At 43.7% G+C, this 14,962-nt stretch carries 14 protein-coding genes; 8 read left to right on the forward strand and 6 right to left on the reverse strand.

The annotated features are described in order from the left end of the window. The first annotated feature begins 134 nt into the window (after positions 1-134). The 4 genes from C170_RS29455 to C170_RS29470 all read left to right on the forward strand — a co-directional run bounded on the left by C170_RS29455 (position 135) and on the right by C170_RS29470 (position 3,141). Complete coding sequence (locus C170_RS29455) at positions 135-872, forward strand: cyclase family protein (RefSeq protein WP_036617329.1); 738 nt, start codon at positions 135-137, stop codon at positions 870-872. A gap of 375 nt (positions 873-1,247) precedes the next feature. Then, positions 1,248-1,985, forward strand: coding sequence for a UMP kinase (gene pyrH / locus C170_RS29460; protein ID WP_036617332.1), 738 nt, complete (start codon positions 1,248-1,250; stop codon positions 1,983-1,985). 417 nt (positions 1,986-2,402) lie between these two features. Further along, positions 2,403-2,618 carry a hypothetical protein gene (locus C170_RS29465; RefSeq protein ID WP_051447475.1) on the forward strand — a complete coding sequence of 72 codons (216 nt, stop codon included), beginning with the start codon at positions 2,403-2,405 and terminating at the stop codon, positions 2,616-2,618. Positions 2,619-2,682: 64 nt separating this feature from the next. Further along, positions 2,683-3,141 (forward strand): GNAT family N-acetyltransferase, encoded by a 459-nt coding sequence (locus C170_RS29470; protein ID WP_036617334.1) that lies wholly within the window; start codon positions 2,683-2,685, stop codon positions 3,139-3,141. Positions 3,142-3,406: 265 nt separating this feature from the next. On the opposite strand, the gene C170_RS29475 is transcribed toward C170_RS29470, so the two are convergent. Further along, on the reverse strand, positions 3,407-3,607 hold the full coding sequence (locus tag C170_RS29475; protein WP_026080945.1) for a hypothetical protein: 201 nt from the start codon (positions 3,605-3,607) through the stop codon (positions 3,407-3,409). 95 nt (positions 3,608-3,702) lie between these two features. Between C170_RS29475 and C170_RS29480 the strand changes: the two genes are divergently transcribed. The 3 genes from C170_RS29480 to C170_RS29490 all read left to right on the forward strand — a co-directional run bounded on the left by C170_RS29480 (position 3,703) and on the right by C170_RS29490 (position 6,336). After that, positions 3,703-4,077 (forward strand): hypothetical protein, encoded by a 375-nt coding sequence (locus tag C170_RS29480; RefSeq protein ID WP_155985159.1) that lies wholly within the window; start codon positions 3,703-3,705, stop codon positions 4,075-4,077. A 548-nt stretch (positions 4,078-4,625) separates the two neighbouring features. Further along, positions 4,626-5,633 carry an ROK family protein gene (locus tag C170_RS29485; protein WP_036617340.1) on the forward strand — a complete coding sequence of 336 codons (1,008 nt, stop codon included), beginning with the start codon at positions 4,626-4,628 and terminating at the stop codon, positions 5,631-5,633. A 58-nt stretch (positions 5,634-5,691) separates the two neighbouring features. Further along, positions 5,692-6,336 carry a sugar O-acetyltransferase gene (locus tag C170_RS29490; RefSeq protein ID WP_235200858.1) on the forward strand — a complete coding sequence of 215 codons (645 nt, stop codon included), beginning with the start codon at positions 5,692-5,694 and terminating at the stop codon, positions 6,334-6,336. Between the two features lie 62 nt (positions 6,337-6,398). Here the strand turns inward: C170_RS29490 and C170_RS29495 are convergent, their stop codons facing one another. The 3 genes from C170_RS29495 to C170_RS29505 form a co-directional block, all read right to left on the reverse strand. Beyond that, complete coding sequence (locus C170_RS29495) at positions 6,399-8,219, reverse strand: ABC transporter substrate-binding protein (protein WP_036617345.1); 1,821 nt, start codon at positions 8,217-8,219, stop codon at positions 6,399-6,401. A 75-nt stretch (positions 8,220-8,294) separates the two neighbouring features. After that, positions 8,295-9,806 (reverse strand): ABC transporter permease, encoded by a 1,512-nt coding sequence (locus tag C170_RS29500; RefSeq protein WP_051447476.1) that lies wholly within the window; start codon positions 9,804-9,806, stop codon positions 8,295-8,297. 36 nt (positions 9,807-9,842) lie between these two features. Then, a complete protein-coding gene (locus tag C170_RS29505; protein ID WP_235200859.1) occupies positions 9,843-11,285 on the reverse strand; it encodes an ABC transporter permease subunit in 1,443 nt (480 codons plus the stop codon). 150 nt (positions 11,286-11,435) lie between these two features. On the opposite strand from C170_RS29505, the gene C170_RS29510 reads away from it, so the two are divergent. Beyond that, entirely contained in the window at positions 11,436-13,187 is a 1,752-nt protein-coding gene (locus C170_RS29510; RefSeq protein WP_036617602.1) for an ABC transporter ATP-binding protein, read from the forward strand. 114 nt (positions 13,188-13,301) lie between these two features. Here the strand turns inward: C170_RS29510 and C170_RS29515 are convergent, their stop codons facing one another. Both C170_RS29515 and C170_RS29520 read right to left on the reverse strand, forming a co-directional pair. Beyond that, positions 13,302-14,081 carry a hypothetical protein gene (locus C170_RS29515; protein ID WP_036617351.1) on the reverse strand — a complete coding sequence of 260 codons (780 nt, stop codon included), beginning with the start codon at positions 14,079-14,081 and terminating at the stop codon, positions 13,302-13,304. Between the two features lie 114 nt (positions 14,082-14,195). Further along, positions 14,196-14,957, reverse strand: a complete 762-nt coding sequence (locus C170_RS29520) for a LuxR C-terminal-related transcriptional regulator (protein WP_036617354.1) — start codon at positions 14,955-14,957, stop codon at positions 14,196-14,198. Positions 14,958-14,962 lie beyond the last annotated feature (5 nt).

Raw genomic sequence — 14,962 nt, forward strand, 5'->3', positions numbered from 1 at the left:
CATCTACGGTCAGTGAAGTTTTTAAATTTGAAAATTAACAGCCCCAAGAACCAATATAGGGACTGCTCCCCAATTGTAGTGGAATAAGATATAATAGGAGAAATTTATTCCATTTTGTGCATGAGGTGATTAGGATGTCCAACGAACTCATTCAAGCCATTCAATTGTTAAAAGAAAAGAAATGGGTGGATCTGACCCATACGTTTGGTCCAGGCTCTCCACATTTTTCAGCTTTTGAGGCAGCACAATTCGATACACTGTTTGATCACGATCAAGGTTTCTTTGCCCAGAGCTTCAAGTTCCCGGGTCAATACGGGACACATCTTGATGCGCCGATCCACTTCGTTCGGGATACCCGGTATCTGGATGAACTAGGTTTGAAGGAGCTTGTATTGCCACTTGTGGTCATTGACCAATCCGCCGAAGTAAAGAACAATCCGGATTTCACACTGGATGTGGAACATATTCTTGAATTTGAAAGAGAGCATGGCGTGATTGAAGCTGGAAGCTTTGTAGCCTTACGTACCGATTGGAGCAAACGCTGGCCTAATCATGAAACATTTGATAACAAGGATGCGGAGGGCAACAGTCATGCACCTGGATGGTCGGTTAGTGCGCTCATGTTTTTATTTGAGGAAAGAAAAGTACAAGCCATTGGGCATGAAACCTTTGACACGGATTCAGCGGTGGATTATCAGAAGAATGGGGCACTTCTGGCAGAATATTATGTACTTGCCCAGGATACATACCAGGTCGAGCTGTTAACAAACCTGGATCAGGTGCCGGCTAAAGGCGCGGTAATCTTCAACATTGTACCCAAAGCGGAGAGAGCTTCTGGTTTTCCAGTCCGGTCCTTTGCCATTCTGCCGTAATACGGGGTAGATCAAAAGCTGAAATAGTTAAATCAGGTACAGAACTCAGAATGATACTCAAGTAGAAAGCCGGCTAAATAGTCGGCTGTTTTTCAGCTAAGGGGCAGGATAGTGGCAAGGTAGCTCTTTGATACGGCTCATCGTAAATCATTCTATAACTTATTGAAATTGCTTGCAGATTTAATATTGACGGTAATTGCAATTTAGCCTCACGTAATGTAAAATTACTTAACGGAAAAACATGGAAGGGGTGGGGGTATGAGGTGGAAAAGTAAGACTTATATTCAGTCGACTTGTGTAATTTCATATTTCCATTCCTGTAGGACACTAAAGCATTTATTGCTTTAGTGTTTTTATTTTATGGGGGTGTATTAATTGTCAAGGTATAAAAGAGTTCTCGTTAAGCTAAGTGGCGGAGCAGTAGCCGGAAACTCTGAATTTGGTTTTGAACCGGAAAGATTGGACCAAATCGCTGATGAAATTATGTCAATAGTAAACTTAGGAGTTGAAGTATCATTAGTTATTGGTGGGGGTAATATTTTTCGAGGTAATATGGCGGAAAGCTGGGGGATAGAAAGGGCAGAAGCTGACAACATTGGAACACTTGCGACTGTAGTAAATAGTTTAATGCTTCGTGGAGTTCTTAAAGCCAAGACCAAAAAGGAAGTACGGGTAATGACCGCTATACCTATTACTTCAGTTGCAGAACCATACATCCGTCTAAAAGCAATTCACCACCTAGAAAAAGGCTATATTGTAATTTTTGCAGGAGGAAACGGTCAACCTTACGTTACAACAGACTATCCTTCAGTACAAAGAGCCATCGAGGTTAATTGTGACGCTTTATTAGTTGCAAAGCAAGGTGTTGATGGTGTTCTTAATGCAGACCCTAAATTTGATAAAAATGCAAAGAAATTTCGTTCGCTTCATTACAACGACGTTTTAGAACACAACTTAAAGGTAATGGACCAATCAGCTTTCATTTTGGCAAGAGACTACAATTTGCCAATGCATGTGTTTAACTTCGATAAACCAGGTTCGATGAAAGAAATCTGTGAGGGTAAGAATAATGGTACGATAATTAGTGGCGAATCAATTTTAGAGTTGGAATGAAGTATGTTACAAATACTACTATTCCTTGATTTAGCGGAACGATAGTTCCACAAAAGAGAAGTTCTATTCAAAATCCTACTCGGCCATGGAGTGGGATTTTGTTTATGTTGATATGTATATCTTGTGATCAAAAGATACTTTATGTTTTGATTCATTACGGTGATCCGTATCATAGGTAGAAGTACAGAACGTTACACTAACGGGAAACGATAGCTCAATAAATCCAACAAAGCATCTGACCAACGTGATCGGCTGCTTTTGTTCAACTAACGGGCAGAATAGTTGAAAAAGGTATTTTAATTTAAACCTCGAATATTTAATGTAATCGGATAGCTAAAAATTTGATGATAAACAGGACTTAGATACGATGATAAAGGTTTAGGAGGAGTATTTTGGAGAACTAAGAATCTTGAAGTTATAAAAAAAGGTACAGTCTTTATCGAGAATGACAGTTATTTTCCAACAGAACAACAAGTGATGTTAAATTTCCAAGTACATAATCTAAACGAGACTATGAAGCATCTTGAACAGATTAGTGTACTTCTTGCAAAGAAAAAAGAGATTAGTGAATTTGGAAAGTTTATTTTGAATGAAGTTCCTGAAGGTCGACTGGTCGAGCTTTGGGAGAAATAACGGCATTAATTTTAAGATTAGAACAGGTATTCCATAATTTATATTATATATAAGGGGTAAGTGTATGCAGATTAGAGCTTTTCAAGAGTCCGATAAAGATTTCATTGTAAGTCTGGCTTTACGATTTATGGACTTTGAGCTGATGAGCTGGCGTGATCCAGACAAAATGGAAGAATCACAGCTCAGCCTAGCCCAAGAATCAGTAGACAATCTTTCTCCTGGTACGGAGATTTTTGTGGCGGAAGATGAAACAGGAGAGCTACTGGGTTTCCTTGAAGTACAGCCGCATAAAGATAAATTGAACGATATAGAACAAGGTTATATTGTGGCGATTGCGGTTTCTCCACAAGGAGAAGGAAAAGGGGTCGGCAAGGGACTCATGACCAAAGCAGAAGAGTGGTCAAGGCAAAAAGGCTATCGACAGCTTATACTGAATGTCTTTAACAATAACCTTCGTGCCGTAAATTTCTATAAGCATTTAAAATATGAAATTGAAGTTGTGAAGATGGTAAAAGAGCTATAGAGACCCTTACTTATAAGCTAACGGGAAACGTTAGTTCATAAAGCACGGGGCAGACTGCAGGATGGCAGGCTGCTCTTTTTTCATTTAGCTAACTGGCAAGAGGCAAGTAAGCTTATGAGGAACCAAGTTCAGCTAGGATTTGATTTATTTAGAAGTATAAATGTGTGCTTTGGCAAACTTATGGGTTAAGTCACAACTAATGAATTCTAAATAATTCAAATATGTAAATAGCAAGGGAGGCGTATTCCGCCTCCTTTTTATGTTGTTACTTTTGATCGGAGTGAGGATCTTGATTAAATCTTTGAGAGATTTTTTTCTCTGTTTTCTTACGCCGTATCCAGCGCTTAAGTATGCCTTCTTCTTTGCGTTCTTGCAGTGTTTCCTTCAAACCTTGAATCATAAATTCCGATCTTCGTCTGTCATCCCGACTAATCTCGCGTAATTCCTTAATAAATTTGTCGTCCATATCTGCCTCTCGCTTATTCAGGATAATCCCATTATACCGAACGTACGTTCTTTTATCAAGTTTTTCCATTATGAATGATTTTCGAGATCTATATAGTGAAAAGAAGCACAGGAACAATACGAGGCATGTGTGAGAATGGTACTAAAGGGTTTGAGCATAATCCTCTTGCCAGTTTTTTGTTCCCGGGGATCATCCTATTGCTGGTTCTTGGCGTGATGCCTTCAACGATTGCTATTTCGCTCATCCGCTACGTTCATTGGGGGATGGGTGAGAGAATGAATCTCTATCCTGACCGCTATTGGGCTTGGACTTTTTCGTTGTATACGGGGTTTGCTCTCATCATCTGGATTATGGCGCAGGTGTACTGGATTCAGGATGTCTCTATCATTCACTTGGTCTATTTTGCATGGGGAGTGGGTATTCAAGTTGTGACCTTATTGCCCGGGGTACAGCGAATATATTCAAAATAAACTGCTTGTATATTGAACAAACGGCTGCCGAAAGAATCGTTGAATGATTCTTTCGGCAGTTATTTTTTTATGGGCATCGAGATAATACGCGTTGTTGTAGTCATGTTGTCCACATCTTCCTTGGACTGAAAAGGGCTCGGATAAATCTAAATCATATTGACAAAGAACTATTATCCTCGCATACTTACGTAATATACTTTATAAAGTTTGTTTATTAACTAGAGGAATAGTCACATGTGGTAAGTATCGCAAAATCATAATCCGCATGAAACAGGGAGGTAAGTATGGATGGTCTACGTTATTATGGCAGTTATAATATGGGCAGGTACCTATGCAAGTATGGTCTTGTCAAAGCAACCGATTGAAGTGAAGCCTGTGAAATCGATGGATGATTTGTTTGAGTGAACAAAGTAGCTCTGCCGATTTCGATCCATTGCCAGCACGATGGAACTCATGTGTTCAAGTAAGGCATTATGTTATGATATGGTGTGAATGACATCCATACCATTGCTTTGGCTCAATTGAACCAGAGTAGAAACGAGAGGGTTATGAAAAAAGCCAACGCTACAATGATGAAATACATCAATTTGAATAATGTGCGTGAAGTCATGCAGCAGATTGAGACGGCGACCAAACCGCAATTAGCTTTATTAACTAATCTTAGTGTTGTTACCATTAATGCGCTGATTCAGGAATTATGTGATGGCGGAGAGTTGTTCCAGGATAAAGTGGTTCCCTCTAACGGCGGTCGTCCTGCTCAGGCATATCGATATAATTATAACTTCAAGCTTGCTTTGGTTCTTTACATCAAAGAGATGAAAGGCCAGGAGTTGATTTCGGCGACGGTCATGAATCTGGAGAATAAGGTTGTGTTGAAGGAAGAGCGCATCTTGCCTGCTTTTGATAAACAGCATATGCTGCAACTTATCGCGCGTTTCATTAAGGAATATCCCTCCATTGATATGATCGGCATCGGTATTCCGGGGCAAGCCGTGGATGGGGACATCACGGTGAGCAGTCATGAAGAGCTTATCCATTCACATCTGATACGGGAGATCGAGAGCGAGTTCCAACTGAACGTTCTCGTGGAGAATGATGTTAATGCAGCGATTAGCGGATACTGTACACAGCATGCGGATATGAAGGAACGGAGTGTAGCGGGAATTTATTTTCCGAACCGATACCCGCCGGGTATGGGCATGATGTTGAATGGACAGATGATCCGTGGGAAAAACGGGATGTTTGGTGAGATCAAGTATCTTCCTTATTCACCTGATTGGAAACGTGACATGAGCAAAGATGATTTTGTAGTGCAGGTATGTCATATCTTGCAAACGATTAATGCCGTCGTTGCCCCGCACCAGATTGTCATTTATCAGGAACGGGTGGAGAGAGAAGAGCTGGATATGGCGTGGAAACAGTACGGGAAGGATCACCCCATGCCGTCGTTGCCCGAGATTGTACATCAGGACTCGTTCCAACATGATTTTGATGCTGGGTTACGAGGAATGGTGCTTCAGGCGTTGAAGTCAGGCATTCTATCAGAAGCCTTATAACCCACAGGCCATATCTGTGGCTTTTATTTTATAAGCTAACCCTTGTAGAGGAGGATTCATGATGCGTGAAGAAGAGAGAATCATGAAAGGCGTGTTGTTCAGTCCAAGTGATCCCGAATTAAAGATCATCAAAAGGCGGGCCCATAATCTCAGTCAGCGTTACAGTCAGACCTTTGAAGAACAGACTGAGGAAAGGAATCAGATATTACAACAGTTACTGGGGCAGTTCGGTGAAGGTGGATTCATGCAAGGTCCCATCTTTTTTCATTATGGTGTGCATACCCGGATAGGCGAGCATTTCTTCGGTAATTACAATCTGACGATACAAGATGACGCGCAAGTGACGATCGGGGACTATACCAGTTTTGGACCCAACGTTACGATTGTTACCCCCATTCATCCCATGATTGCCAGCGAGCGGAGACAGATGGTGGACCAGAACGGTGATGTGAAGTCGCTATGTTATGCCAAACCGGTCACGATTGGTAACGATGTATGGATCTCGGCAAACGTCACAGTGTGCGGAGGCGTAACGATTGGAGACGGCTGTGTGATCGGAGCAGGTAGTGTGGTGACTCGTGATATTCCACCGCATTCTTTTGCAGCAGGCGTACCGTGCAAAGTTATTCGTAAAATTACTGATGCGGACAGCATGCGAAACTACCCCGATGTTCTGGCAGATTGCCGTGTGCTGGAAGAATAAAAAAAGGCTGCCATCAGGATCAAATAGATGATCCTGGTGACAACCTTTTTTTTGTTATGCGTTTACTTGGAGGCGTTGTAGTTACTCAAGAATTCTTTTACTTTTGCAGGATCAGCTTTCAATTCATTCCCGGTCTGAACGAGCGGGCTTACTGTAGAGTATGCTTTGAGTTTGTTGTTCTTGTAGAAACTCAAAATCTCATCCTGATTAATGGAGTACAGCACGGCTTTTCTCAGGTCACTGCTCTTGGCAACTTCACGATTGGCCGTGTTGAACAACAGATAGGAGACAGCGTTACTTGGCAGACTTTGCAGTTTCAGTTTGCTGTCATTTTCGATGATGTCATACTTGGTTTCAGGTACACCGTAGTATAAGTGAATTTCACTGCTGCGAAGAGCAGAGAGGGCGCTGTCTGCATCCGCGATGAATCGGACGTTAACCTGAGCAATTTTTGGCTCATCTTCCGTGCCTTTACGGTAAGCCGGATTTTTTAAGAATACACCTTCATAGTCATTTTTATAAGACAAAATATAAGGTCCGCTAGTATAAAGGGTGTTATTGTATGCTGCGCCTTCAGTCACGGTGTTCTGATCACCGTAAGGAATATCTTTGTTGACGTCAAAGGAAGCTACATCATATGTGTTGATGCTCTCCACCTGTTTTTTGGACACGATACCCGCAGATTGGTGAGCTAGGTAGTTCAGAACTTGCGGGAAAGGTTCAGTTGTGGTCAGTTTAACGACCTGATATTTACCTGCGCTATTATCTGCTTTGGTTTTGTCCGTCACGAGTTCTGTAATTTTGCTGCCCAATCCTTGTTCCAATGCTTCGAGGATTGTGCCGTTACCGCTGGATTGTTTGATGGATTGCAATGCACTCAGATCCGTTACAACTTCAGCTTCTTTGATGTGTTCATGCAGACTGTACGTCCGGTGATCCGGAACGGAATCTTTATTTTTAGCACGATCCAGGGAGAAGATCACATCATCTGCACCGACACGTTCTCCTGTATCTACAGCTTTTTTGTTATCAATCTTCGCAAAGTTGATATCGTCTCTGAGAATGAAGTAGTAGTCCGAATTACCTTCAGCAATACTAAAGTTATGGGACAGTGATCCATCTGCTGTCAGCTGATCGTCATCCGTCAAGTTAACGAGACGTACATACATATTGGTGTTCAACTGGTTGATGGAGCCGTCGTTTCCTTTGATTGGATCAAGGGAAGTCAGTACGGATGCACTTTGCGTCAGAATCAACGGATCTTTGGCATTTTTGGAGCTGTCCTTGAACTCAATCGGTTCCCAAGCCATGGCGCGGGATTTGGAGAGACGAACGGTGTCGACATTCAGAATGTCTTGGTTCACAGCCTGACTTTTCAGGGAAATGTACAAAGGAGCGATATACGCCTGATCCGTTACCAAGCGATCTTCCAATTGTTTGTACGTGTCTTTGTACTCATCCGGAGTTTGAGTAGCTGCCTGATCGATGAGTTTATCAAGTTCCCCATCCGCAAGGATACTGTAATCTCCACCTGTTTTGAAAAGGGAACGCACCGCATAATCGGGATTTCCCGTTACCGTTGTCCAGCTGGACAAGGCAATGTCATAATTCCCTGCATCCTGCTGGGATTTGAAACTACCGTAATCCGGCTGCAGGTTCAGCTTCACATTGAAGCCGTTTTTAGTCAGTTGGTCGCGGACAATGTTTACATCATTTTCGGAAGAACTCATGGCGAGCAGTTCAATGTCTGCCGGTTTTTGTGCAGTTTCTGTTGCGTCCGCTGGTGCGGTCTCCGCCTGGGATTCAGTTTTCGTTTTTACGCTGCAGCCGGAAATCACAATGACGAGAATTAATAGTAATGAGATCAGTGTACGTTTTTTCATGGGATTACCCTCCATATCTTGAATGTGTGATGTGTGAATTTTTTTTCTATATCATTCATTTCAATGACGAATCAGTTATGCCTTTTCCAGCTTGGGATCAAGCGCATCACGCAGACCGTCACCGAGAAAGTTAAACGAAAGAACCAGCAGAATAATAGCCAAGCCTGGATAAATCGCCAGATAAGAGTGGGTCTCCAGGTATGTACTGCCGAGCTTCAGAATGTTACCCCATTCCGGAATATGCGGCTCCACGCCGAGTCCCAGATAACTCAAACTGCTGGTAGCGATAACCGCTCCACCAATCGTGAGTGTGGACTTGATAATCATGGGCGCAAGGGAGTTGGGAATAATGTGTTTGAAAATAATCGTACGATTGTTGTACCCCAGTGCACGTGCAGCTTCCACAAATTCAAAAGTAGATACATAGAGCACACTGGCTCTCATGGTACGGGCGTAAGTTGGGATCGAACCCAGACTCAGCGCCAGAATGAGATTGATCGTATTGGCTCCAAACGCTGCAATAATGGCAATGGCAAGCAGAATTCCCGGAATCGCATAGAGAATATCGAGCAGCCGCATAATGATGTTATCCGTATGCCTTCCGTAGAAGCCGGAGAATGCTCCGAGGACTCCACCGATCAACACAGGAATGATGGTCGACATGCAACCTACGATCAAGGAGATCCGGGCACCAAATACAATCCGGGAAAATAAACATCGTCCGAAGTCGTCCGTTCCCAAGGGATACGCAAGGGAAGGGGGTTGAAGCAGAGCGGAGTAGTTGTTTTCCACAGCCATGCTGTAATCAAAAGTAAAGAAGCTGCAAATCGATATCGAGAAGAGAAAAATGATAAAAAACAAACCGGACATGGCAGTCATATTCGGAGCAAGTCGCTCCCACAGATCATTCCAGAAGTTTGATTTTTGTTTCCCCTGTCTGCGAATGCGCCCAATAATGGAGATGCCGAGCAATAGGGCAAATACATTACCTGTGATTGAGGTCAGAATCAGCACTACACTGACACCGATCATCCAGCGAGGGAGGATAGAGGTCGCGTTATATCGGGATACGATAATCAGTACGACCAGGTCGATGACCAGAATAAATATGAGCACCGCCATAGCTGGCAGAAAGTTGTCAGCCACATAAGGTTTGAAAACATTTAACGCAGATACACCGATGACGAACAGCTGGGTTAACAGCATATATACCGCAAAGGTGTACTCCACATTCCTGGCTTTTCGAATCAGATGAAAGGCTGCCGTTACGATAAATATGTTGCCAGAAATGATGGCAAGTAGCTGAACCCAGGCGATCCTGCGAGTCAGAGCAGTGACTGTACCCGTACGAATCAAGTCTTTTCGAATCCGAAGGGTGATGACACTTTGGACCAGTGTGAAGAATACATAGATCCCAAGTATCGTTAGCAGAAATGGTTTGAACGTCTGCCCACTCCAGTCATAACTGTTGAATAGCAGCAAGGCAGTCAAGAGAAGGGACGTGATCCAGGCGAAGCTGGCCTGACTGTATTCTCGAGAAGACTTAAGCCGGAAACGCATTTCTTGTGTTAAGGACGAATTTGTCATAATACACCTGCTTTAAGAGGTAGTTCAACACACACTTTAATATTGTTTCATCTTGGAGCGCACTCTTGGATCAATAAAAGCGTACAGCAGATCAACCGCTACATTGATAATGGAGATCGTAATTGCTGTGTAGATTACTCCGCCCATGATACTCGGAATATCGGGGATGAATTGTTTATCCACAATATAGCTGCCGAGACCGCTGATATTAAACACTTTCTCCGTCACTGCTGCCCCGCCAAGCATGGCTCCGAATTGAAGTCCAACCACAGTTACGATTGGAATCAATGCATTACGTACAGCGTGTTTCAGCATGACCTGACGTTCGCTTAACCCCTTGGCGCGGGCGGTCATCACATAATCCTCATGAATGACTTCCAGTGTAGAAGACCGGGTCATCCGTGCCACCGCAGCCGTAAGTCCTGTGCCCAGCACAATGATTGGCATAATGATCGACAGCCAGTTCTGCGGGTTGAAGGTGGCGGGAAGCCACTGTAATTTGATCGAAAAGTTCAGAATGAAAATAAGTCCTTGCCAGAAATTCGGGATCGATAATCCAATCAGAGCGATGAACATAAACGTATAATCGAACCATGAATTAGGCTTAATCGCTGAGATGATACCGATGGGCAATGCGATGACGAGTGCTAGCAGCAGGGAGATGACCGCCAGCGTCAATGTAATTGGAAACTTTCTTGCAATCGTTGCTGTTACGTCTTCATTTCCTGCAAAAGACTTGCCAAGATCGAAGAGAGCAACTCCCTTAATATTGTTCCAGAGCTGTGTAAGATAAGGCTGATCCAAGCCATACACCTGATTGAATGCTGCAATCTGTTCCTGCGTTGCTGTCTCTCCGAGAATGTTAGCTGCCGGGTTGAACGGAGACAGATACAAAATCGTAAATACGAGTGTGGCTACGCCCAGAATGACAAATACCGTCATCAGTATTCTTTCAAATATGTACTTTAGATAAGGATTTCCATACAAAAAGAGGATGCCATACATCAGACAGCCAGGAATAATGGATATCGCTAAAAACCACGGTTTGTCGATAAGGGTGTGGAATGTATCGGCCATCGTAAGACGTTGACTTCCCTGTTCCTGAAGTATGCGAGAAGTCCGCTCCTTCAACTCTTTCTGAACCGTTTCTTCCAACCATTCCTCGGTCTGACGTCTGAATTCTTCCTCACTGACCTGCTGCTGGAAAAAACGATGTTTGCGTCGTAGCTGTTCTTCGACTTCCAACTTCATCTTGTTCCGATAGGAAGAAGCGAGCAGTTCTTGCTCAGCCGTCTGCCTGGCGGCTACCCAGCCGTCATTTTTTCGATTCGAACGCCATATCAGAAACACGACCAGATTGATCGGTAATCCAAGAATGAACAGAACATATCGGTAGGAAGGATGAAGCAGCATTTTGCCATAAATAAAACTTAAATTGTGCACCAACCGCGAGAGTCTGCTACTTTCTGCAAGATTCAAACCAAGCGTGCCTCCTTTCATTCAGGTTTAAATTGCATTATTCCGATTGATATAGTATATATTATTTAGGGTCTAAACAATTGTCAAGGAATTAAATGGTATACATATGAGATGAGTAAATGGGAAAAACGGATGAGAGCTGGTGATGATATGGAACCTTTATTGAAAGTTAATGATCTATCGGTCTCTTTTCATTCTGGAGAGAGTGAGTTTCATGCAGTACGAGAGGTAAGTTTTGAAGTGCGTAAAGGAGAGACACTAGGCATTGTAGGCGAATCGGGCAGCGGAAAAAGTGTAACAGCACGTTCCATTATGAGGCTGCTTGCATCGCCGCCTTCGCAGATGAAAAAAGGAGAGATTCTATTTAAAGGGGTCGATCTGGCGAATAAAACGCAGAAAGAGATGGAGAGCATCCGTGGGCGTGATATTGGTATGATCTTTCAGGACCCGATGAGTTCTCTTAATCCGACCATTAAAGTAGGGAAACAGATCTCCGAGAGTCTGATCAAACACCAGAAGGTATCCAAAAGGGAAGCCAAGAAACAGGCGATCGCGATGATGGAGCGGGTGGGGATAACTCACAGCGAAATCCGCTACAACCAGTATCCGCACGAATTCTCCGGAGGCATGCGCCAGCGGGTCATGATCGGTATTGCACTTGCTTGTCGTCCTGAATTGCTCATTGCTGATGAGCCGACAACCGCACTGGACGTTACAATTCAAGCTCAGATTCTGAATTTGATGAAAGATATGCAAGATCAACTGGGCACATCGATTATCCTGATCACGCATGATCTGGGCGTAGTGGCAGGCATGTGTGATCGGGTTGTTGTTATGAAAGAAGGGCAGATCGTGGAAACCGGGACTACAACAGAGATTTTTGCTAATCCCAAACACCCGTATACGATCAGACTTCTGAATGCATTACCACGTCTGGATCAGAAGAAAAAGCCAAAACCGGTATCGTTGGTCCCGAGAGATCTCGAGGATGATCAGCCGTTGCTTGAGGTGAAATCGCTCAGACAACATTTTAATCTGGGGAAAGGCAACACCTTAAAGGCTGTGAATGATATCAGTTTCCATATTCGTCAAGGAGAGACACTCGGCGTTGTAGGGGAATCCGGCAGCGGAAAATCAACCACGGGGCGTGCGATTTTGCGATTGCATGAGCCAACAGGTGGAGATGTACTCTTTAAAGGAGTCCCGCTCAATCGCTTGTCAGCTTCGGAGATGAAAACGATGCGCAGACATATGCAGATCATCTTCCAGGACCCATATGCATCTCTGAATCCCAAAATGAGGATTATGGATATCATTGGAGAAGCCCTTGATATTCATCAACTTGCAGGTACAGCATCTCAGCGGGAGAAGCGGGTAGAGGAACTACTGGAGATGGTGGGTCTTGATCCTACCCATGCGCAGCGTTATCCACATGAATTCTCGGGTGGACAGAGACAGCGGATCGGTATTGCACGAGCTCTGGCTGTGGAACCTGAATTCATCGTATGTGATGAGCCGTTGTCTGCACTGGATGTGTCGATACAGGCTCAAATCATACAATTGCTTGAAGAGTTGCAGCAGCGACTCGGATTGACGTATCTCTTCATCGCGCATGACTTGTCCATGGTTAAACATATCAGTGATCGAGTGGCTGTCATGTACAACGGGAAAATTGTGGAGCTGGCCGAGAGTGAAGAACTCTATTCCAACCCGCAACATGCTTACACCAAGGCTTTGCTATCTGCTATTCCCGTGCCTGATCCGGCGGTAGAAGCGAAGAAAAAGAGACATGTTGTGAAAGAAACAACAAGAGAGAATGTTGAAGTAGAGGACCGTTATAATCTCGAACATTCCAAGTGGGTAGAAGTCACGGAAGGGCACTGGGTAGCCATATCTAGTTAGATAGTGAAATATATAGTCTGTTTCAACGACAAAAGAACCCCGACGATGATCTCCACAGATCGTTATCGGGGTTGAGTTATATGTTCTTCGTATAATGGCAGTAATCAAAAGCGATTATTTGAATTGAACCGATTTCTTGATGGTATCAATCTCGGCTTTGGTCTTATCATCCACGTAAGTGAATATGAAGTTGAAAGCATATCCTTCAATAATTGTACTATAGTAATCTTGAGTAACGGTTGAACCGTCACCTGGATCCATCGTGATTTGCATCAGATCCATCTCTTTACCACCGATGGTTTCCGTTGTCATTTCCTTATAATCGTAAGGGAACTGGCTATCCACCATGAATTTTTTGGTTGCTTCCAGGTAGTCTTTACCTGTACGAATGCCTTGCAACAAGCTTACTTTCTCAGCAATGGCCATAGCGGAAGGGCCAACTTGACCTCCGTCCAATGGGTACTTTGAAGCCATAAGCAGATTCAATGTTTTGGTCTGAGACAGTTCAATTTGTTTTTTCTTCGTTTCATCATCACCAGCAATCGCTTCGGATGAAGCACTTGTCAGCTCATTCATGCCTGCAGCATCCTGGAACTCCCATGCTTCCGGGAATTTCAGAGATACGCCAAAATAGTCATTGGTGTAAGAACCTTTTTCCGTAGTCCCCAGCTCAACGTCTTGGGAATTATCAGTTTCTTTGGACTCTTCGCTTGCTGGTTCTGTGTTCTCTGTTTCTTCTGTAGTCGCTGTATCAGAATCAGTACCAGTCGTTGTTTCTGTCGGGGTAGTCTCTTCTGTTTCGGCTGTGTTATCTGCTTTGTCACCGCAAGCGGCTGCAACCAGCATAATCATAATGAGCATGGCGAATAAAGAAGCTTTTTTTGGAATTGTCATATTACCCTCCTGAAATGTGTGTGTGTTTGTTTCTCTCTCTCTACATGTTGCCTGCTTCCTAAATTGTAGCACAAACGTTCTCATATACTACCTATAGGAATCTATAGGGGTCTTCTATACATAAGACATTCGGCTGGCAATTGAAACAGCTTCTGTGCTGGATTGCACACCTAATTTGTTAAAAATCACTTTTTTGTGATGATTCACGGTGCATTCCTTGATCTTTAATTTCAAAGCAATGGCTTTTACCGTGAGGCCTCCGGCTATCATCTCCAGAATGGTTAACTGACGCTCGGTGAACTCCACCGCCGGTTTGTCGCACACTTCAGCAGTCTGTTGACTCTGATAACAGTTCTGCATGTACGCTGGAATTAGCTTGGCAATGGCGATCAGTTCACCTTGCATATCTGCATTAATGGTGGACACATCCAGATAACCTACATGTTGCGATCCCATGAACAGAGGTGCGGCGTAACAATGCCAGCTTTGAAAATAAGGACTTTCATGCTGCTCGGGCAGCAGCACTACAGGCTCGTTGCTGTCCATCGTTACAGATATGGCGTTAACTCCACAGCTCTGTGCAGTGAAGAACATGCCCGGACGAATGGGGGAATCTTCTACTACAGCTTTAAGATCTGAACTGTAATTCATCGAGAGGAGCACACCGTTGCTATCTGTGAGTAGAAACAGATAAGTGCCCGTTAAATTCTCTTGGATAACCGAGATACTGTTCTGGAATGCATGAATCAGGAAATGATTGATTTTACGAAGCCTGTCCAGACTGGGTTTTGGTAAATAGTCGAACGGAGCCGTTCCTGCTGCATGCGAGCAAGTCGGAGACTCTTCGTGTCGTGAGGCAAATGTAATGGCAGGCATGTTGT

Origin of the sequence: Paenibacillus sp. FSL H7-689, from assembly GCF_000517905.1 — a bacterium.
In the GTDB taxonomy this organism is placed as follows: domain Bacteria; phylum Bacillota; class Bacilli; order Paenibacillales; family Paenibacillaceae; genus Paenibacillus; species Paenibacillus amylolyticus.